This is a genomic window from Methylomonas rivi (genome assembly GCF_024505165.1).
Classification (GTDB): domain Bacteria; phylum Pseudomonadota; class Gammaproteobacteria; order Methylococcales; family Methylomonadaceae; genus Methylomonas; species Methylomonas rivi.
Genome location: NZ_JANIBK010000015.1, coordinates 23,453 through 43,780 on the forward strand (window position 1 = coordinate 23,453; position 20,328 = coordinate 43,780).

22 protein-coding genes are annotated in these 20,328 nt (G+C 54.0%); 10 read left to right on the forward strand and 12 right to left on the reverse strand.

Annotated features, from left to right (window positions below):
* Window positions 1-81 precede the first annotated feature (81 nt).
* The 3 genes from NP596_RS04695 (at window position 82) to NP596_RS04705 (ending at window position 1,854) form a co-directional block, all read left to right on the forward strand.
* Window positions 82-645, forward strand: coding sequence for a thioredoxin family protein (locus tag NP596_RS04695; RefSeq protein ID WP_256614102.1), 564 nt, complete (start codon window positions 82-84; stop codon window positions 643-645).
* A complete protein-coding gene (locus NP596_RS04700) occupies window positions 645-1,037 on the forward strand; it encodes a Dabb family protein (protein WP_256614132.1) in 393 nt (130 codons plus the stop codon). The genes NP596_RS04695 and NP596_RS04700 overlap by 1 nt, the downstream gene beginning before the upstream one ends.
* A 301-nt stretch (window positions 1,038-1,338) precedes the next feature.
* On the forward strand, window positions 1,339-1,854 hold the full coding sequence (locus NP596_RS04705; protein ID WP_256614103.1) for a copper resistance protein NlpE: 516 nt from the start codon (window positions 1,339-1,341) through the stop codon (window positions 1,852-1,854).
* Between the two features lie 298 nt (window positions 1,855-2,152).
* On the opposite strand, the gene gnd is transcribed toward NP596_RS04705, so the two are convergent.
* The 9 genes from gnd to amrB all read right to left on the reverse strand — a co-directional run bounded on the left by gnd (window position 2,153) and on the right by amrB (window position 12,112).
* A complete protein-coding gene (gene gnd / locus NP596_RS04710) occupies window positions 2,153-3,598 on the reverse strand; it encodes a decarboxylating NADP(+)-dependent phosphogluconate dehydrogenase (protein WP_256614104.1) in 1,446 nt (481 codons plus the stop codon).
* A gap of 53 nt (window positions 3,599-3,651) precedes the next feature.
* Window positions 3,652-4,224, reverse strand: a complete 573-nt coding sequence (locus NP596_RS04715) for a cytochrome b (RefSeq protein WP_256614106.1) — start codon at window positions 4,222-4,224, stop codon at window positions 3,652-3,654.
* 83 nt (window positions 4,225-4,307) lie between these two features.
* Window positions 4,308-4,937 (reverse strand): bifunctional 4-hydroxy-2-oxoglutarate aldolase/2-dehydro-3-deoxy-phosphogluconate aldolase, encoded by a 630-nt coding sequence (locus tag NP596_RS04720; protein WP_256614107.1) that lies wholly within the window; start codon window positions 4,935-4,937, stop codon window positions 4,308-4,310.
* Window positions 4,938-5,050: 113 nt separating this feature from the next.
* Entirely contained in the window at window positions 5,051-6,871 is a 1,821-nt protein-coding gene (edd, locus tag NP596_RS04725; RefSeq protein ID WP_256614108.1) for a phosphogluconate dehydratase, read from the reverse strand.
* A 48-nt stretch (window positions 6,872-6,919) separates the two neighbouring features.
* Window positions 6,920-8,296, reverse strand: a complete 1,377-nt coding sequence (locus NP596_RS04730; protein ID WP_256614109.1) for an OpgC family protein — start codon at window positions 8,294-8,296, stop codon at window positions 6,920-6,922.
* Between the two features lie 117 nt (window positions 8,297-8,413).
* A complete protein-coding gene (pgl, locus tag NP596_RS04735; protein WP_256614110.1) occupies window positions 8,414-9,124 on the reverse strand; it encodes a 6-phosphogluconolactonase in 711 nt (236 codons plus the stop codon).
* Window positions 9,125-9,156: 32 nt separating this feature from the next.
* Window positions 9,157-10,626, reverse strand: a complete 1,470-nt coding sequence (zwf, locus tag NP596_RS04740) for a glucose-6-phosphate dehydrogenase (protein WP_256614111.1) — start codon at window positions 10,624-10,626, stop codon at window positions 9,157-9,159.
* 162 nt (window positions 10,627-10,788) lie between these two features.
* Window positions 10,789-11,346, reverse strand: coding sequence for an AmmeMemoRadiSam system protein A (amrA, locus tag NP596_RS04745; protein WP_256614133.1), 558 nt, complete (start codon window positions 11,344-11,346; stop codon window positions 10,789-10,791).
* Window positions 11,333-12,112, reverse strand: coding sequence for an AmmeMemoRadiSam system protein B (gene amrB / locus NP596_RS04750; RefSeq protein WP_256614112.1), 780 nt, complete (start codon window positions 12,110-12,112; stop codon window positions 11,333-11,335). Before amrB ends, amrA begins: the two co-directional genes overlap by 14 nt.
* Before the next feature lie 456 nt (window positions 12,113-12,568).
* On the opposite strand from amrB, the gene amrS reads away from it, so the two are divergent.
* Complete coding sequence (gene amrS, locus NP596_RS04755) at window positions 12,569-13,654, forward strand: AmmeMemoRadiSam system radical SAM enzyme (protein ID WP_256614113.1); 1,086 nt, start codon at window positions 12,569-12,571, stop codon at window positions 13,652-13,654.
* A gap of 125 nt (window positions 13,655-13,779) precedes the next feature.
* Here the strand turns inward: amrS and NP596_RS04760 are convergent, their stop codons facing one another.
* Window positions 13,780-13,941: a hypothetical protein gene (locus NP596_RS04760; protein WP_256614114.1), complete on the reverse strand. Its 162-nt coding sequence runs from the start codon at window positions 13,939-13,941 to the stop codon at window positions 13,780-13,782.
* A 174-nt stretch (window positions 13,942-14,115) separates the two neighbouring features.
* Between NP596_RS04760 and NP596_RS04765 the strand changes: the two genes are divergently transcribed.
* The 4 genes from NP596_RS04765 to NP596_RS04780 all read left to right on the forward strand — a co-directional run bounded on the left by NP596_RS04765 (window position 14,116) and on the right by NP596_RS04780 (window position 16,140).
* Window positions 14,116-14,721, forward strand: coding sequence for a hypothetical protein (locus NP596_RS04765; RefSeq protein WP_256614115.1), 606 nt, complete (start codon window positions 14,116-14,118; stop codon window positions 14,719-14,721).
* A gap of 48 nt (window positions 14,722-14,769) precedes the next feature.
* Window positions 14,770-15,375, forward strand: a complete 606-nt coding sequence (yfbR, locus tag NP596_RS04770; protein WP_256614117.1) for a 5'-deoxynucleotidase — start codon at window positions 14,770-14,772, stop codon at window positions 15,373-15,375.
* Between the two features lie 129 nt (window positions 15,376-15,504).
* Window positions 15,505-15,858: a glycine zipper 2TM domain-containing protein gene (locus NP596_RS04775; RefSeq protein ID WP_256614118.1), complete on the forward strand. Its 354-nt coding sequence runs from the start codon at window positions 15,505-15,507 to the stop codon at window positions 15,856-15,858.
* Between the two features lie 78 nt (window positions 15,859-15,936).
* Entirely contained in the window at window positions 15,937-16,140 is a 204-nt protein-coding gene (locus tag NP596_RS04780) for a hypothetical protein (protein ID WP_256614119.1), read from the forward strand.
* A 125-nt stretch (window positions 16,141-16,265) separates the two neighbouring features.
* Here the strand turns inward: NP596_RS04780 and NP596_RS04785 are convergent, their stop codons facing one another.
* Complete coding sequence (locus tag NP596_RS04785; RefSeq protein ID WP_256614120.1) at window positions 16,266-17,126, reverse strand: L-ribulose 3-epimerase; 861 nt, start codon at window positions 17,124-17,126, stop codon at window positions 16,266-16,268.
* Between the two features lie 595 nt (window positions 17,127-17,721).
* Here NP596_RS04785 and NP596_RS04790 point away from each other — a divergent pair.
* Both NP596_RS04790 and NP596_RS04795 read left to right on the forward strand, forming a co-directional pair.
* Complete coding sequence (locus NP596_RS04790; protein ID WP_256614121.1) at window positions 17,722-19,215, forward strand: vanadium-dependent haloperoxidase; 1,494 nt, start codon at window positions 17,722-17,724, stop codon at window positions 19,213-19,215.
* A gap of 372 nt (window positions 19,216-19,587) precedes the next feature.
* A complete protein-coding gene (locus tag NP596_RS04795; RefSeq protein ID WP_256614122.1) occupies window positions 19,588-19,905 on the forward strand; it encodes a hypothetical protein in 318 nt (105 codons plus the stop codon).
* Between the two features lie 228 nt (window positions 19,906-20,133).
* Here the strand turns inward: NP596_RS04795 and NP596_RS04800 are convergent, their stop codons facing one another.
* Entirely contained in the window at window positions 20,134-20,286 is a 153-nt protein-coding gene (locus NP596_RS04800) for a hypothetical protein (protein WP_256614123.1), read from the reverse strand.
* Between the last annotated feature and the right edge of the window lie 42 nt (window positions 20,287-20,328).

Sequence of the window (20,328 nt, forward strand, 5' to 3'; positions counted from 1 at the left end):
AGTAAAGCGATTTTTCAGGTAAAACCAGTTTCGGGGCTGTTTTATAATCCGGGTTTTATAACGCTTAGCCGAGGAGAACTTATGGCCGCCACCCCTTCCAACATGTTGCCTTTAGGCACGATAGCGCCGGATTTTTATTTGCCGGACACCATTAGCGGACAGCACATGGGTCTGCGGGAACTGCAAGGCGAACAGGGTACCCTGATCATGTTCATCTGTAACCATTGTCCATACGTACTGCATGTTAAGCAGCAATTGATCGCCATTGCCCAGCAATATGCCATCTTGGGTGTTTCAAGCATAGCGATTAGTTCTAACGATATTGTAGATTACCCAATGGATGCGCCGGACAAAATGCATGAGCTGATGGCCGAGTGGGGCAATCCGTTCGCCGCCTATTTGTATGATGAAAGCCAGGCGGTGGCCAAAGCCTACCAGGCCGCCTGTACGCCGGATATTTATTTGTTCGACGCCAACTTGGCCTGCGTTTACCGGGGGCGGCTGGACGGCTCCACGCCCAAGAATGAACTGCCGGTTTCCGGCGAGGATTTGCGCAATGCGCTGGATAATCTATTGGCCGGTCAACCCATAGCCGCCGAGCAAATTCCCAGCATCGGTTGCAATATCAAATGGAAGGCGGCGTGATGATTAGGCGGTTACTGATCCTGTCGGCCATTTTTTTGTCCGGCTGCGCCTCCGCCCCAATAGCGCAGCAACCTCGTTTGCATCATCTGGTGGTGGTGTGGCTCAAGCAACCGGGGGATGCAAGCCTCAGGCAGCGCTATATCGATGAGAGCAAAGCCCTGGCCAAATTGCCCGGCGTGCTGGCTTACGATGTCGGCACGCCGGCCCAGGCCAAGCAGCGGCGCGGCAGTGCCGCGTTGGACGAATCCTACGATGTGGCGATAGCCGGCGTGTTCGAAAACCAGTCGGCTTTTGAAACGTTTTTACAGCATCCGGAATATGGCCGGGTTGCCCGTGAGGTGTTGCGTCCGATGGTGGAGCGATATCGGGTTTATGACTTTGTGGAGCGATAATCCGCCCGGATTGGCCGAGCGCGGCAAAACGGGCTGTTGACCTTCAGGATATTCCTGGTAAATTTTTTCCGTTGCGCGGAAGCTGGAATTTAAGTCACTATCTGGCGAATGCCGGCTGATACGGGCCGATTGCGTAGGTTAGCTTGCTAGAGCGTAACCCGGCAATCGACGCAATTTGCACTGCCATCAGCCGATGCGTTGGGCTATGGCTGGCGCCTAACCTACTCGAATAGTTACGAGTTTAAAACATTGCCCCATTGGTAACGATGGGTTTTCCACCATAAACATTAAGAAAAAAATAATGATAAAAATAAATCTGCCTTTGATGTTTTTCAGCACCCTATTATTTGCCCATCAACCCGCGCTGGCATTGTCGGACATGCAAATGCAGGAAAAAGTCCTGAAAACGCGCGAATCGACGTCCCAGCCGCATATGGACCACTCGGCCCATGACAAAGCGCCAGATCAAAGCCAGACGTTTCATGGCGTGTTTTACGGTTTTTTGCCGTGCGACGATTGCGACGGTCTGAAAATGACCTTGTCCCTGAAGCAGAACAACAATTACCTGCTGGTGAGCCAGTATGCAAAAGAATCGTCGAGAGAGTTTTACGAAAAAGGCAAATACACATGGGATGAAAAGACCCGCACCGTGGTTTTGACGCCGCGCAAGGACGCAGCCATAAGACAGTTCCGTATTGAAGACGAAGGTACGTTGGTTCAGCTGGATAGCAAGGGCGCGCCTATGCCGGGCAATCAGGAAAGCTATACCTTGCGCAGGAGCGACACGGTAAAGTCGCGCCAAGTGCACATTCATTAAGGATTTAGCCCAAAAAACACCGCTTACGGTTCCCGTGTTTTGCGCTCATCGTTATACACATTTGGTAACTATTCAGTGAATGCCCGCCGATGCGGATCAATTGCGTAGGTTGGGTTAGCTCGATAGAGCGTAACCCGACAATCGAAGCCATTGCACCGCCATAAGCCGATGCGTTGGGTTACGGCTAGCGCCTAACCCATCAACCTACGCTGAATAGTTACCAAATGTGTATAACGATGAGGGCTTTGCGTGGGAACCTGGACGCGGGCGGCTGCAGGAACTGCCCGCGTTTAGACTGTTATACGGTATAGGTACTGGAAGCCGTCTTCCCGCCGTGCCCGGTCCAGTCGGTATGGAAAAACTCCCCGCGCGGCTTATCGGTGCGTTCGTAGGAGTGGGCGCCGAAATAATCCCGTTGCGCTTGCAGCAAGTTGGCCGGCAGCCGTTCGGTGCGGTAGCCGTCGAAATAGGCCAGGGCGGAGGAGAAGGCCGGAGTCGGGATGCCGAGCTGGATGCCCAGAATCACCGCCTGCCGCCAGCCGGCTTCGGCCTGCTTCATGGCGTCGATGAAAAAATCCGCCAGCAGCAGGTTTTCCAGATCCGGGTTTTTCGTATACGCCTGCTTGATGTCGTTCAAAAACTGGCTGCGGATGATACAGCCGCCGCGCCACATCAAGGCAATGTCGCCGTAATTCAAGCTTAGCTTGTATTCCTTGGCCGCTTCCCGCATCAGTCTAAAGCCTTGCGCATAGGAAATGATTTTGGAGGCGTACAAAGCCTGGCGAATGGCCGCGATCATGGCCTGTTTGTCGCCGCTGAAGCTGGCGGCCGGTTTGGGCAAGACTTGCGCGGCCCTGACCCGCTCGTCTTTTTGCGCCGACAAACAACGGGCGAACACCGATTCGCCGATCAGCGTCAGCGGAATCCCCAAATCCAGCGCATTGATGCCGGTCCATTTGCCGGTGCCTTTTTGGCCGGCGGTGTCCAGAATGCTGTTCAACAACGGCTGACCGTTGTCTTCCTTGTAGGCCAGGATATTGGCGGTGATCTCGATCAGGTAAGAACTCAGTTCGCCCCGGTTCCATTCGGCGAAAATGGCCTGCATTTCGTCGGTGCTCAAGCCCAGGCCTTCCGACAATAATTGGTAGGCTTCGCAAATCAATTGCATGTCGCCGTATTCGATACCGTTATGCACCATCTTTACGTAATGACCGGCGCCGTTATCGCCGACCCACTCGCAGCAAGGATCGCCGTCGACATGGGCGCTGATGGCCTGAAAGATCGGTTTCACGGTCGGCCAGGCCGCCTTGTTGCCGCCGGGCATGATGGACGGGCCGTGGCGGGCGCCTTCCTCGCCGCCGGATACGCCGGTGCCGATGTACAGCAAGCCTTTTTCGGTCAGGTAGGCGGTGCGGCGGTCGGTGTCGGTGAACAGCGAATTGCCTCCGTCGATGACGATGTCGCCCGGAGACAATAAAGGCAGCAAGTCTTCGATATATTGATCGACCACGCTACCGGCTTTCACCATCAGCATCACCTTGCGCGGCGCTTCCAGACTATCGACCAATTCTTGTAAAGAGTAAGTGCCGACCACCTGGGTGCCTTGTGCCGGGCCTTCCAGAAACTCGTCCACCTTGCTGGTGGTGCGGTTGTAGACCGCCACCTTGAACCCGTGGTCGTTCATGTTCAACACCAGGTTTTGACCCATCACGGCCAGACCGATTAAACCAATATTTGCTTTCATGTTCGCCTGCCTTGTTCGTTGTTTGTGACGGAAATTTTAACACGGCTAACCGATCAGGATTGCCGCGGTGTACGTGTGTCTGATTTACCGGCGGGCAGCATGCGAACCAGGGTATTGTCGCGCTGCTTGTAGTGATGAAACAGTGCCGCAATGATATGCAAGCCGATCAGGAAATAACCCAATTCGCCGATAGTGGCGTGCAGTTCTTTCAAGGATTTGCCTAACGCTTTATCTTCCGGCAGCAAGGCCGGTAATTCGAAGCCGTAAAAAGGAATCGGTTTGCCGGCCGCGCTTAACGTCAGCCAGCCCAGAACAGGCATGCCCAACATGATCAGATACAAGGCCAGATGCGCCAGTTTTGCCGCTAGCCGTTGCCAGGCCGGCGGTGCGGGAACGATCGCGGGTGTGCCGCTCCTCAAGCGAACTATCAGACGCGGCAGTATCAGTACCAATACCGATAAACCCAGCATGAAATGCAGGGCTTTCATGGCCTCGCGCGGATCGCTGCCCTTGGGGAACAGTTCGCGCAGTTCGATGAAGGCATACACGCCGACCATTAAAATGAACATCAACCAGTGTAGGGCTATGCTAAAGGTTGCATAACGATCTTCGGTGCATTTCAACATAATGTATTCTAATAAACGGGAACAGGCAGGGTTTAAAACAGTTGTTAAGTCAGCGCGCGTGTTGGTCCTCCTTGATTGCGAGACTATTTCTTCAACGCCGCCGCTCCCGCCGCCCTGCGGGTAATTTCGGCCCAATCGCCGGCATCGACCAAATCCGCCGGCGCCATCCAGGAGCCGCCGACGCAGGCGACGTTGTTCAGGGCCAGATAATCGGGGGCATTTTTCGGATTGACGCCGCCGGTAGGGCAGAAAGTTACTTGCGGCAGCGGGCCGCCGATGGATTTCAGCATCGGGATGCCGCCGGCCGCTTCCGCCGGGAAAAACTTCATGGCGGTAATGCCTTTTTCCAGCAAACGCATGACTTCGCTGGGGGTAATCACACCGGGCAGGATAGGCACGCCGCAGCTTAATCCCTCGTCGAGCAGGCTAGGCGTGAGGCCGGGGCTGACGATGAATTGCGCGCCGGCGTCGATGGCTTGCCGCAAGGTTTGGGTATTGATGATGGTGCCTGCGCCGACGATGGCGTCGGGCACTTCCGCCTTGATGCGGCGGATGCATTCCAAGGCCACCGGAGTGCGCAAGGTGATTTCCAACACTTTCAGGCCGCCGTCGACCAGGGCGCGGGCCAGCGGTACGGCTTGTTCGATTTGGTTGATCACCATCACCGGCATCACCGGCGAGGTGGTCATTACTTGATTGATTGATACGGTCATGTCTGAATCTCGATAATGTAAGGGTTTACCCATGGGGCACAAGAGCGCAGCGTAACTCAACGATAAAGCCTTGAATGGTTGGGTTACGCTGCGCTAACCCAACCTGCGCTTTTTTAATCCACGAAAAATAAATTGGTGGCGCCGGTTTCCGCCGTGGACGCTTGCGCGCGCATGGCGCCGAACAACTCGCGGCCCATGCCGAAGTGGTGGCCGGTGGCATGGTTGGGCTCGGCGATGCGGGCTTCGAATTCGGCGGGATCGACTTGCACATTGACTTCGCCGGTTTGGGTGTTCAAGGCAATGATATCGCCGTCGCGTACCTTGGCCAGCGGGCCGCCGTCTATGCATTCCGGCCACATGTGGATGGCGGAAGGTACCTTGCCGGAGGCGCCGGACATGCGGCCGTCGGTAATCAAGGCCACGTGAAAGCCTCTATCCTGTAGCAAGCCTAAAATGGGTGTCAATTTATGCAATTCCGGCATGCCGTTGGCTTTAGGGCCTTGGAAGCGCAGTACCACGATGAGGTCTTTTTCCAGCTCGCCGCGTTTGAAGGCCGCCACCACATCCAGTTGATCGTCGAAGACCATGGCCGGTGCGGTCACAACTTGGTGTTTTTCGGCCACGGCGGAAATTTTCGATACGCCGCGGCCCAGGTTGCCGTGCATCACATGCAAGCCGCCGCCGGCGGCGAAAGGCTGTTCGACGCAAGCGATCACGTCCGGGTCCAGCGATGCGTCAGGGCCTTGTTCCCAATGCAATCGGCCGTCGGCAAGCGTCGGCACTTGGCTGTATTGGGCCATGCCGCGCTGGTCGCCGATGGTCAGAATGTCGCCGTGCAGCAAACCGTGCTCCAGCAGTTCGCGAATCAGCAAACCCATGCCGCCGGCGGACTGGAACTGGTTGACGTCGGCCGGGCCGTTCGGGTAAATCTTGGTCAGCAGCGGAATGACTTTGGACAAGTTGTCGAAGTCGTCCCAGTTGACGATGATGCCGGCGGCGCGGGCAATCGCGATCAAATGAATGGTGTGATTGGTGGAACCGCCGGTGGCCAGTAAACCGATGATGGCGTTGACGATGGCTTTTTCGTCGATCACGTGCGCAATCGGTCTGAAGTCGTTACCCAGCGCGGTGAATTTCAGCACTTGCTTGGCGGCGGCCTTGGTCAGTTCGTCGCGCAGCGGCGTATACGGGTTAACGAAGGAGGCGCCGGGCAAATGCAGACCCATGATTTCCACCATCATCTGGTTGCTGTTGGCGGTGCCGTAAAACGTACAGGTGCCGGGGCTGTGGTAGGATTTGGACTCGGATTCCAACAGTTCTTTTTCGCCGATTTTGCCGTCGGCGAATTTTTGCCGGGCGCGGGATTTTTCCTTGTTGGACAGGCCGCTGGTCATCGGGCCGGCCGGTACGAAAACGGCGGGTAAATGGCCGAAACTCAAGGCGCCGATCAACAAACCGGGGACGATTTTGTCGCAGACGCCCAAAAACAGGGCGGCGTCGAACATGTTGTGGCTTAAGCCGATAGCGGTGGACAGGGCGATGACGTCGCGGCTGAATAAGGACATTTCCATGCCGGGCATGCCTTGGGTGACGCCGTCGCACATGGCCGGCACGCCGCCGGCGAATTGGGCCACGCCGCCGGCTTCGCGCACGGCCTGTTTAATCAGCTCGGGATAATGCTGGTAAGGTTCGTGGGCCGACAGCATGTCGTTGTAGGCGGAAATAATGCCGACGTTGGCTTTCTCGGCGTGCGACAGCGCGTCTTTTTCAACGGCGGAGCAGACGGCAAAACCGTGGGCCAAGTTGCCGCAAGGCAGGTTGGTGCGTTGCGGGCCGTTGGCGATGGCGGCATCGACGCGGGCCAGATAAGCGGCGCGGCTCTCTCGGCTGCGTTCGACGATTTGCTGGGTGATTTTATCGACTATGGGGTGCATTAAGGCTGTCTCCAGATGGATGGCAAGGGCGGGACAATTTGAAAGCTGTCAGAGTGTATCGGGTAATTCGATGGGATTTTCTTGGGGTTGAAAAGCCACTTCTTCGGTATTTAAGGTTTCGGCATCCGCCGATAGTTCTTCCGGCCCGCTGATGGCTAGATCCGGTTCGGGTATCGGCGCGGCGGCCATGCCGATGTCGGCGGGTTGCGCCTGTAGAAACAACAGCGGGGCGATGGTTAAAAAGGCCAGGCCGAAAGCCAGCATGGCTTGTTTGGGCCACTCGGTATCGAGGGAAAAAGCCGTAGCGTTGCCGGCGTTTTTCCAGGGCTTTCGGTCGAGCCAGTTCAGCAATTGCGCGGCCAGTAACATCAGGCCCAATCCGGCGAGGTTGACCCAGGCGCTATCGATTAAACCGGGATTTTCGCCGTCCAGCAATACCCCGCCCAGGAAAGACAGGCAGGTGCCGAGCATGAAAATAGGCAACGATTGCTGGCCCAGGGTGATGAATTGGCCCGCCGCCGCGGATTGCAGCCAGCGCGGATGTTTGCGCAGACAATTGCTGGCCAGATACGTCATGGCCAGAAAGTGCAGGTAGCGCATTATACCGAGGTGGCTTTTGTCGAGTAACGGCTCCCACTGTTCGCGAAATGCGGCAAACCAGGGCAGCCGGTCATAGCCGAAAGCGTTTTCCAGCGGGTAGCAAAATACCGCGTAAGCGAGGCATAGCCACATCAGGGGACGGCTGAACGGCGGTATGGGTAGCCAACCGCTGCCGAAGGCGAAGCCGGTGAAAAAAACCAATTGCCAGCAAAAAGGGTTGAAATACCAGACGCGGTTGTTGATGGGGTCGGCGGTGAGTTCCCAGCCGAAATAATGGGCGCCGGCATAAAGCGAGATGGAAAACAGCACGGCCAGGCCGCGATGGATGCGCGATAACGCCCAAACCATGGGCAGCCACAGCATGATCACCAGATACATGGGCAGAATGTCGATGAAATTAGGCACGTATTTCAGGCTGACCAGCGCCAGCAGCGCATCCTGGGTATGGTCGAAAAAATAGCTTAGATTATCGAGTTGCCACTTGGCGCTGTCGGCGTCCCAAGCGGTGACGATGACCAGCAAGGTGCTCATCAACAAAAACAGAATGATATGGGCCAAATAAATCTGACCGCAACGAAACAACACTCTGACCGAACCCAGAGTCAGGCCCGCCTGCCGGAAACTGCGCCCAAAAGCGATGGCGGCGGCAAAACCGGATAAAAACACAAAGGTTTCGGCGGCGTCGCTAGGCCCGAGCCTGGAAGGGGTATAAGCGAACCAAGGGTTGAACGGCATATGGTTGATGAAAATAATCATCAAGGCCAGACCGCGAAAGAAATCCAACTGCAAATTGCGCGGTATTGTGGTGGTAGAGTCGGATTTCATACGGCGTCCCGGTAGGAAAAGTGGGCGGAATGGCGTTTGCGGCTTAAACGGTACTAAAGGGTAGCCAAAATAAGCGGATGCGGACAAGCCGGTTGCGGCTGTCCGCAAGCCGTTCGCTCAAGGCGCCCAATACAGTTCGACCGGCACGTCTTCTTGATGCAGCAATGCCCGAATCGGCATATCTTCCGCCGGGCCGGGTTTTTGCGCCTCGCCGAACACCGCCAGTTTGTCTTCCCCGGTAAACAAAATGATTATCCGCTCGGCTTTCAGCAAGCCGGCCAGGGTCAGGGTCAGGCGTTCCGTGTTGGGGCCGGTCACTTCGCTTTGCTTGGCCGCTATTGCCGCGGTCAAGTTTTCGCTCTCGCGTTTGAGTGCGTCGGACAGTCCCTTGGCTTGCGGGAACAGCGAGGCGGTATGGCCGTCCGCACCCATGCCGACGATCGCCAGACTAAACGGCTGGGGCAATTTGCGGTAGAGGGTTTCGGTTTCGGCTTGACCGGCCGCCGCGGTTTTGGCGGCATTTTTCATGCCGGTAAACTCGGCGACTTTGGCGTTGTTAATCAGCAGGGTACGCTTGATCAGCGCTTCGTTACTGGCGGCATGGTCTTGATCTACCCAGCGTTCGTCCACCAGGGCGATTTTGATTTTTTTCCAGTTTAATTCGGTTTTTGACAAGGCTTCATACAAGGGGCCCGGCGTGCTGCCGCCCGAAACCAGCAGGGTGGCGGCGCCGTGTTTGCCGAGGGCCTCGGACAATACATCCTGGCATTCGGCAACCAATGCGGTAAATAGGTGATGATGCTGTTCAAAAAAGAATTCTTTAACCATGGTCGTTATTCTCTCAATAAGGATGGTGTTGGTTATTCTTCCCAGGCGCGCCCGTCGCGCGCGAGTAATGCTACCGATGCAACCGGCCCCCAATTGCCGGCCGGATAAGGCTTGGGCGGGGTATGGTTGTGTTGCCAGGCATCCTGGATCGAATCCACCCAGGTCCAGGCCTGTTCGATTTCCTCTCGGCTCAAAAACAGGGTCGGATTGCCCCGCAACGCTTCCAGTATCAGTTTTTCGTAACCGCCGAAGATGCGGTTTTTCTTGAAAGTTTCGGAAAAACTCAAATCCAGTTTGGTTTGTTGTAATTTAATATTACCGTCGATGCCGGGTATTTTGTTCAGCATCATCACGTCCACCCCTTCGTTGGGTTGCAGGTGGATCACCAGCTTATTGGCCGGCAACTCGTGAAAACTGTCTTTAAAAATGTTGTGCGGCAGGTTTTTAAAGTTGACGACGATTTCGGTGCGTTTGTTGGGCATGCGTTTGCCGGTGCGCATGTAAATGGGTACGCCGGCCCAGCGCCAGTTGTCGATATCCACCCGAATCGCCACGAAGCTTTCGGTAGTGCTTTCCGTATTGGCGCCTTCTTCTTCCAGATAACCGGGCACCGGTTTACCTTGAATATAACCGGCGGTGTATTGGCCTCGCACGGTTTTCTCTTCCACATTCAGATAGGTGATCGGCCGCAGGGCTTTCAGTAATTTGATCTTCTCCATATGTATGCTTTGCGCTGACAGGTCGGCGGGCGGTTCCATGGTGACAAAGGTCAGAATCTGCAATAAGTGGTTCTGCAACATGTCCCGCAGTTGGCCGGTCTTGTCGAAATAATCCCAGCGGCCTTCGATGCCGATATCTTCGCCGACGGTAATTTGGATATGGTCTATGGTGTTGTGGTTCCAGCAGGTATAGAACAATGAATTGGCGAAACGCAGGGCCAACAGATTCAATACGGTCTCTTTGCCCAGATAATGGTCGATGCGGTATACCTGATTTTCGTGGAACACCTGGGCCACCACATCGTTAATCTCCACGGAAGATTTCAGGTCGTGGCCGATGGGTTTTTCCATCACCATGCGCGATTCGGCATTTAACGCGCCGCTACTGTGCAGGCCGTGGCAAATGCTTTTGAACAATAACGGCGACACAGCAAAGTAATTCACCATGACCCGTTTTTCAGGATCAATCGCACTATTCAGTTGTTTGTATTGTTCGGGCTGAGTCAGGTCGATTTTTAAATAAGACAGGCGCTGGGCAAAACGTTGCCATATTTGAACGTCGATGTCGTTGTTCAAAAACGCCTGCAAACTTTTATGAGCTATGTCGACGAAACTGCTGTCGGTCTCGTCCAGACGGTCGACGCCGATGATGCGGGTATCTGCTTCGATGAGATGGTGTTTTTCCAATCGATACAAGGAAATCAGGAGTTTTCGCTTGGACAAATCGCCCAGCGCGCCGTAAATCACCAGATCGCAGGGTTTGAAATTTGAGTTTTCTGTCATGTCGTTAGTTACGAAGCAAAAATAATCAGCGCCCGGTCAATCGGCTATGACAAGGGCTATAGGGGTAAAATCCCGCTATTATAGTGTCCGCAGTGCTTGACAAACAAGGCGCTGTCGCTGCTTTCGGTATTATTTTCGGCTGGGGAGCGGCTTATAAGCCGGTCAGGAAAACATTTCCGTACGGTAACGAAATATTTTCAGGGTTTCGGACCAGTAGTCGGCGGGCAGGCCGGCTTTTTGTTTGAGATGGCGTAAAAACTGCCTCGGATCGGGCAATTGTTCCCAAACCGATGGCAAAAAGGTACCGCGCCGGTAGCCTTCCTGCAGAATCAAACCGTCGACGCCGGGTTGCAGTTGGGCTATCAAGTCTTGTTCGGAAACAAAACGGACGCTTTCGGCGGGGCTTAAAACGGAAACATGCACGTCAAGATCGGTATATTCCGCTGCGGACAGCGGTGGAAAGCGCGGGTCGCGGAAGGCGGCGGCAAAAGCGTTTTCGGCAATATCTTGTACCAAGGGTCTGACGGCTTCCAGCATGCCGATGCAGCCGCGTAATTGTCCGCCGCGTTCCAGCGTTACGAAGCTGGCCCTTTTTGCCGTCAATGCGGGGTCGCATTGTTGCAAGTCTACCCGTAGCGGGTGGCCGGTAGTCAGCCCGGCCTGAATAGAGGCCCTGGCCAGTTTCAGCAGTTCCCTTTTTTGGTCGTCATTCAACGACATAAGCGCCATAGCCCACCACCCGGTATTTGTCGCCGGCGGTATCGCCGGAATTTCTCAGGTCTATGGTTTTAATATGTAGAGATTTTTCCCGCAACAGTTTTAACAGGCCGCCGACCGGCACTTTGCCGCAGGCCGCTTTCGAAGACAAGGTGTGATAATCGAGCGCTTCGATCAGATCGCTGGTATGCCGGTCGAGTTTTTGCGCGGTGGTGTAATCGTGATAATGGCTTAAGTCCGAACTGATGACGATTAAGGTTTCATCGCCGCCCCAGAGCATGTCCAGCACTTGACTGACTTGGTGCGGGCTGGCGTCGCCGGCCACAATCGGCACCAGTTTGAAGTTGCTCAGGGTTTGTTGCAAAAAAGGCAGGTGTACCTCCAGGCTGTGTTCCAGCGCATGGGCTTGCTCCAGATACCCCACGAACGGGAGTTGCCGTAATTGCTCGATGGCCTTCCGGTCGACGGCAATGCTGCCCAATGGGGTGGTAAAGGTATCGGCGGCGCTGACGGCCAGACCCTGAAATGCGACCCGGTGCGACGGACCGAGCAACACCACCCGGCTAATGCTGTCGCGGACAGGTTTTAAGCGCGCGTAGGCGCTGGCGGCAATCGGGCCGGAATAAATATAGCCGGCATGGGGGGCGATGATGGCTTTTGGGGCCTGCGTGCCGCTGGCGGCGTGCTCCAGAAAGCCGTTCAACATATGGCTTAAGGTGGCGGCGTCCGCGGGATAAAAACTGCCGGCGACGGCGGGTGCTCTATTCATGGCATCTACCTCCTAACGATTCCGAAGACGCTTTTATCGCCCCGGCCCATGAACGTGGCGCGCAATTATTAACGCTTACGGTAAGCGATACCGATGCATTTTTGCGTGCTGTTTAAGTGGCTGTATGTTACAACAAACCATGCCGGCAAACGGAAAAAATTCTTGCGGATTTTAATGTCGGATCAAGCGGTTACCTTAGGCGATTTCCCGCGAAAATATACCCGGCTGGCGGGTCTTTTTGTCTATCTACCGCAGTCCAAAAACGCCACATAGCACAACTATGCGGCCTTTTTTGCTCTTTGTAGCGGAACAAAAATCCGGCGCCATTCGGAGGTATTTATTCCTGGCAACCGCCTTATTTCGTTTTTATCGCGCCCGGGTTGGGAATGTTCCTGGTTTCGGCGGGTCCAAGCGATTAAATTTTGTCACGTCCGGCTCGGCCGGCAGGAGGTCTGTATGACCCGTTTTATCACTCATGATACAGTGGCTACCCAGTATTGGCATGCGCTTGAAGACGGCCGGGTGCAATGCGACGTATGTCCGCGATTTTGCAAATTGCACGAGGGCCAGCGGGGTCTGTGCTTCGTGCGGCAAAACCTGGATCATCAAATCGTGATGACCAGCTATGGCCGTTCCAGCGGCTTTGCCATCGATCCCATCGAGAAAAAGCCCCTCAATCATTTCCTGCCTGGTACGCCGGTTTTTTCCTTCGGTACCGCCGGGTGCAATTTGGCCTGCAAGTTTTGCCAGAACTGGGACATCAGCAAATCACGGGAAATGGATACCCTGATGAGCCGCGCCGCGCCGGACTTGATTGCCAAAACAGCGCTGGAGCAGGGCTGCGGCAGCGTGGCGTATACCTACAACGATCCGGTGGTCTTTCATGAATACGCTATCGATACCGCCCAAGCTTGCCGGGAACTGGGATTGAAATCGGTCGCCGTCAGCGCCGGTTACGTCTGCGCGGAACCGCGCGCCGAGTTTTATCGGTGGATGGATGCCGCCAATATCGATTTAAAAGCCTTTAGCGAAGATTTTTACCACAAGATTACCGGCGGCCATTTGCAGCCGGTTCTGGAGACGCTGCAATATTTAAAACATGAAACGCAAGTTTGGTTCGAACTGACCACCCTGATCATTCCCGGCGAAAACGACTCGGAAGCGGAACTGGAAGCGATGACGCAATGGGTAGCGGAAAATCTGGGACCGGATGTACCCATGCATTTCACGGCCTTTCATCCGGATTGGAAAATGATGGATAAACCGAGCACACCCGTTTCGTCATTGCTGCGAGCCAGGGAGATCGCCGGCAAAAACGGCGTGCGTTACGCCTATGTGGGTAACGTACACGACAAGCAAGCCGAGAGTACGTATTGCCATGCCTGCGGCGAATTATTGATAGGCCGGGATTGGTACGTATTGTCCGACTGGAATCTGAATGCCGAAGGCTGTTGCCGGTTTTGCGGCGCAAAATGCGCGGGCTTATTTAATGCGCGGCCGGGGTCGTGGGGCGCAAAACGGCAAGCGGTGCGGATGGATTAATTAAACCTGCCTTTAAATCAATCGGCGGCGCAAAAAAAGCCCGCATGATGCAAAATCATGCGGGCCGTGGAGTGGGCAGAGCTTTAGGTACTGCGAGGTGAACAACGAGGGTCGAGCAAAAGCGGTCAAAGTTCGATGCCGCGATCTAAATCCAGATTGCTGGAAAGAGAAGCCGCGCCAAACAGCAGGGTGGATAAGACAAATTCGCCGGACATGAAGCCGAATATACCGGAGGTAAATAATATGCCGGTGAAGACATCTCTAAAGAAATTGTTTTTAGGTTTCATGGGTGAGTCCTGGACTGATTGGCAGTCGAAATTTGAAGATGGCTTAACTATAAACCTAACCAAATTATTTACAATACAGCTATTAATGTATTGCTTGTTTCTTAATTTGAAATAATGCCGGCTGAACATACGCCGAAATTTAGGGTCTCCAAACGTTATGGTTCGATATTCGGTATGAAAATTTTCTGCTTATTGCTTGCGTTGCTGGGTGTGAAGCCCGCCTGCGCCGACGAAATTTTTAGTTTGGCTTTACCGGAATGCCGGGCCGGTATCGAAAGGCGTTCCACGGAACCCGGCGTGTTGCTGGTTAGAACCGACTGCGATTTATCGATGGATTCATTAAGCAAGCTATTGCGGGAAGGATTGCCGATTTTTTTTGCGGAAAACTCACCGCCCGTTAACGCCGTCGGTTTGGGGCGCTTAATGAACTACCCGCAATGGTCGCTGGCTCTGGCGAGGGCGGCCGCGGACTCAAAGGCTTGGGACCGGCGGCGCGGCCGACCGGCTAAACCACCTCGGCATGAAAATCAAGTAGTCACGGCCCTGCTCAATCAATCGGCGTATTTGGGCGACCTGCGGGCGGTTTTTTTGCGTTATAGTCTTAAAGCTTGCGTGGCCGGGGTGGAAAAAGTCCTGGTATTTAGGGCTGAAGACATTTTTCGAAACGATTTGCCGGACTCATTAAAGCTGGCGGCCGGCGATTTGCTGCCCGGCGATGCGCAAGTCTGGTTGACGTTGCAGCCGGCAGACGACGAAATTCGCGGCTTGAGTTTGCCTTAAGCGCGCAGCCTTATTTAAACCAACGACAGTTTACCGATTGTTACATTTATGAACCATACCCGTATTAAAAGCAGTTTTTACGCTTATCTCTCCAGGTTGAGATGGATTAAACGCTGGGGCTTAAAGCGCAATGCCTTGGATGAAAACGTCATGGAACATAGCTGGGAAGTGGCGGTGATAGCCCATACCCTGGCCTTGATCAAGAACCGCTATTTCGACGGCCGGGTCGATGCCAATGCCATTGCCGCGGCGGCTTTGTATCACGACATTACCGAGGTAATAACCGGCGATTTACCCACGCCGATCAAATACCACTCGCCGGCTATCATGCATGCGTATAAGAGCATCGAACATCAGGCTGAAATCGAGTTGCTGAACCTGCTGCCCGAGGCATTGCAAGCGGATTTCGAGCCGTTGATCCGGCATGAGCAATTACCGCCGGCGAACCGGCAGATCATTAAAGCGGCCGATAAAATTTCAGCCTATCTGAAATGCCAGGCGGAATTAAAAGCCGGCAATACCGAGTTCGAGATTGCGGCCGAACAATTGGCCAAAAACATCCAAGATTTGCAGCAACCGGAAGTGGTGTTTTTCATGCAGGCTTTTGTGCCCAGCTGCGGCCTGACCTTGGACGGTTTGATGCAGACTAACTGATTGAGGAGCCGGGTTGTCGGCCGGCTGCAAGGCGACGGTTTTAATGCCTTTTTAATCTGTTGCTAATCGGACGTTAAGTATGGCCCGGTAGAATCGATCCCATCTATTCATAGTCCGGAGAAGACTTTTATGTTCAAAATGGGGAAATTCGTTATTGCAGGCATACTGTTGACACCGGTCGCTTTCGCCGACGGCCACGGACACGGCCATGGTCATCATAAACACCATAAACGCCATGGACACCACGATCACGACCATTATGTGGAAGTGGAGCGGGTTTATTATCCGGAACGGGTCGTGCAATATGTACCCGCGCCGGTACCCGCGCCGCGCTACCAAAGTTACGATCAACGCAGTACCAGCGGTTTGGTGGGCGGAGCGTTGGGTAGTGCGGTAGGTTACGAGATGAGCAAGGGCGATCCATTGGGCGCCGGTATCGGCGCGGCCGCCGGTGCCTGGATGGGTAACGGCATGGGCCGCTGAAACAGCGTTCCCCGTGTCCGTGCGTTGGACGGCATGGAGGTATGTTTAGTTTGGCCGCGCGCAAGAGGCGGTGCGGCGTTGGCTTCGCCAAGCCGCGGGGTTAAACGCATCAATTCGGCGGCGGAAATCGAATCCGCGATTGCCGGATGTGTGTCATCGCGCTTCGCGGCGCATTTACGTTCCCATACCGACTTCGATAAAAAAGATTTGGTGTTGCCGGAAGCCTTGACTTCGTTAATCGGCAAACGCCTCGGCGAGTTGGCGGCTTTTTCGAAGCCTTAACCGCCGCCGAAGTGTTCGAACTGTTTCTCGCCAGCGGCGTGTACCCGGATTACGGCGAGCGTTTTTTACGGCCGGCGCAACTCGATTGCCCAGATATCGCCGAATTTTTAAGGCGGCCGGCAGGGCTAATACCGCTGTTTGATAAACGCCAGCGCCTTGGTAGCCAAATCGTCCGAGTCGTGCCACAGGTTGCGCCATATGCACAGCGTGTTGGATAGATTGGGATCGACGACTTCCGAGGAAAAGGATTCGAACGTGATCGGGCCCTGGAAATCGATTTTTTTCAGCGCGGCGAAAAAACTGTCGAAATCGACATTGCCGGTACCCAGGTAACCGCGGTGGCTTTCGCCGATATGTACATAGCCGAGTCTATCCTTGGCCGCCAGCACGGATTTCTCCATGCCGTCCTCCTCAATGTTCATATGGTAAGTATCCAGATGCAGATAAGCATTGGGCCGGTCGACCTCATTCAGAAAAGCCAAGCCTTCCAGGCCGGTGTTCATGATATTGGTTTCGTAACGGTTGACCACTTCCAGATTGATGTTGATGCCTTTTTCGCCGGCATAGTCGGCCAGCCGCCGCATCGCCGCCACCGAATTGGCCCGGTTTTGCCGGGAGGCGGGGCCGGGATATTTACCCAATGCGCAATAAATCACCCCGCACAATTCCGTGCCGCCTATCGCCTGCAGCACGTCGGTAGCCTTGCGCAGCAGTTCGTCGCCCTTGGCGACGATGGCCGGTTCGGTGCTGGTGACGTCGGTGGCGGGCGACAGACCCAATGAAGCGTGGGCGCGCAGGTTAAATTCTTGCAACAGGTCTTTGGTTAGCGCGGTATCCACTTTCCACGGGTCCAGCAAGGCGATTTCGATGTAATCGTAACCGGCCCGCGCCGCGCCGCTTATGGCTTTACGCGCGCCTTCCGGTGTCCAATCCCCCGACCACACCAGTGCGTGTCCGCCGTATTCCAATAGTTTGCCGTTTGCCATAACGCTTTTCTCCCGGTTTTTTATAGTTTTTTGAGTGCCGTTGATTTTAAGTCATGCAAATTGGCGCTGGCAATGCCGTTTCAGCGTAGCGTGCTACAAGGCCGGTTGAGGTTTATTCAGCGGTTTGATGGCTTACAGTAATCCAATGATTGCCGAGTTTTCGGTTACTGCTGTTGGAGATGAAGTATCCGCGCTTGGCTGTATTGGTGCGAATTAAAAGATATTTGAGCGAATGCGAATAGTGTCGACCGGCAGTTGCCTGAACACAGGAGACCCGGCTGATACTCAGCGTGGCGAACAGGGTTGGGGATGAGTTAAATCAGCGGTTCGGATGATTATGTAATTGTCGTCAATATCAATTTTGGGGTCTGGTATTTTTTAAAAACCAGGACTGCGGCGTTAGGTGTGTGATTCACTCTCCGCAAGTATTGTACGTTGGTACAGAGTGTTTTTTATTGAATAGCAAGTTAATATCCTTTGGCATTTATTGCACAATTGGATTTATTACGATGTAAATAAAAACGGGGAAATCATGCATACAAACAATATTAATTTATTTAAATATCCTGCAAGTGCTCTTTGCGGGGCAATTTTATTGGTTCTGACAAATTCCGCGCAAGCGTCCGTGCCGGGTGTCGATCCCAACGAAAACATTCTGTTGCAATGGAACGATGCAGCCTTGGAAGCGATTCGAGAAACGCATCCTGGCCCGCCGATGGTTGCGAGAATGTTGGCGGTGTTGAATACCAGCGCATTTGATGCTTGGGCGGCGTTTGATAATAAGGCTCGCGGTACCCGGCTGGGAACTACATTAAAAGCGCCCGCCAATCTTTTGAACGAAGCAAGCAAAAAGGAAGCTGTGGCTTACGCGGCATTCCGTGCCGCGTCCGACCTGTTTCCGCAGCCCGATCAGCAGCAGTATTTTCGGGACCTGTTGATCCAGCAAGGCTATGATCCAAACAAAACCGGCAGCAATAAAACCACCGCGTCGGGTATTGGCAATATGGCGGCAAGCGCTCTGCTGGCTTACCGGCATCACGACAAATCAAACCAGTTGGGAAACATTAACGGCGGAGCTCCCTATTCTGATTGGACCGGATATCAACCCGTCAATACGCCCGAACAAATCAACGATCCTAACCGCTGGCAACCGTTACGGGTATCCGATGGCCATGGCGGTACCGTGGTGCAGAAGTTTATTGCCCCGCACTGGGGTAAAGTGCTGCCCTTCGGCATAAAAGACTGGGACAAGGATGTAGTGGCGCCCGTGCGTAAGGAGATAAAAAAGCGCACGGGCCGTGTAGGGCCGGCAACAGTAGATCAGCCGGAATATACCGAACAGGCGTTACAGGTTATTGCTTATAGCGCGGTATTGACCGATCAACAAAAGGTAATCGCCGAGTTTTGGGCCGATGGCCCCAGTTCCGAGTTACCGCCCGGTCATTGGAATTTATTCGCTCAGTCCGTTTCTCACCGCGATAACCATAGCCTGGATCAAGATGTTAAGCAGTTTTTCGCGGTATCGAATACGGTTTTCGATACTTCTATTGCGATCTGGGGAGCAAAAGTCAAATTTGATTCGGTTAGGCCTGTAACGGCGATTCACTACCTGTTTGGCGGTCAATCCATCAACGCCTGGGCGGGGCCTTATCAAGGCACGCAAGCAATTCCGGGCGAGGCTTGGCAACCTTATCAGGCCTTGACGGTGGTGACACCGCCTTTTGCCGAATATCCATCCGGACACAGTGCGTTTTCTTCCGCGGCAGCCGAGGCCTTAAAACGTTTTACGGGCAGCGATGTGTTTGGAGAGACCTATACCGAGCTCGCTGGCGTATCGAGAGTGGAGCCTGGACAGGTTCCTGCCGCGGAGGTTGCCTTGAGTTGGGCGACTTTTACCGATGCCGCGGATGAAGCGGCCATTTCCCGCAGATACGGCGGCATACATTTTGTCGATGGAGATGTGGATTCCCGGTTGATGGGACGCGAAGTCGCAAAACAGGATTGGCCGGTAATTCAATATTATTTCGGTAATTCAAAACACAAAGTGAAACATTCGGAGGGGCACGAACACGAGGAAGATGATCGTTAGACATTTTTTGAAGGGTTAATGCCTTAACATTCAAACAATTGATTATGATTAAGTCCGTGGCTACTTACTGGTTACGGACTTTTTTATTTGTTTCTCACGAATCGGTAGCGCACCAATATTAGGGGTGCAAGGGATTCGCAACGACCTGGCCCGCTGTTGTTAGAAAGCTTAATAGGTTACGGCGTATCGGTTCCACGGTTAATTTTGGTGTAAGATTCGTTACGGTAAATTTCCGGATGCAAGGCTAATCGGAAATATTACGGCGGGCATTGGCGGCTTATTTTCCGTTGTCTGCAACGCTTGAAGTTTGATATTTAACAGACAGCGCCGTTCATCGATTTCAATACTTTAAAATTTGCGGGAAATTTAAAAATGACTTATTTGAAGAAAATTTCTGTTTTTGCGTTGTCGTGTCTAATGGCAAGCCCGGCTTGGGCCGGACAAGTGGAGTTTTGTAAAGTCATCAGAAGTTTTGATGAAAAGGACTTAAGCGCGGCCCCGCAAATCGGTTACGAGGATTGTGCGGGCGTGGCTTTTCTCGACTATGGAAAATATTTTGTAAAAGCGGCCTGCTGGCCTGGGGCCGTCGATCTGCTGGAAGGCAAGTGCGAGCTTCATCAGGATAAAGGCCCCGATATTAAAACGGATACCGATGAGAGTTTTGAAACAGGCGCGGAGCAATTGCAATAGTTTCGGCAAGCGCTTTTCGTTCGCCCGGTAACTTTTCCCGCGGGTAGTTATCTTTGGCGTTATCGATCCGGCCGCCGCAATGCAAAGGCGAGCGTGGCGTTGGCGAGTAGGCATTGAGACGCCGGTTTTTAATGGCGTGGGTCCAATGCCTGAAACACCGGTTGCCTCAACATCGCCAAGGCCTATTTGTATAGCCGCCGAGGCGGGCGATTTATGACGCCCACCGGGTTACCGGCAACTCATCCGTACAACGAAATCCCGCGGACTTCGGCCGTCGGCGAAAGTCCGGTCTTCCGCCCGCGGCACCTTTCGGTAAAAAGCCTTGGCGGGCGCCATATCGTTAACCGGCAATTCGAACCACATTGCTATGTTGTCGTTCATTTCCTTCTCCAGCGTGCGTTAAGGAGCGGCCATGCTAAGCGG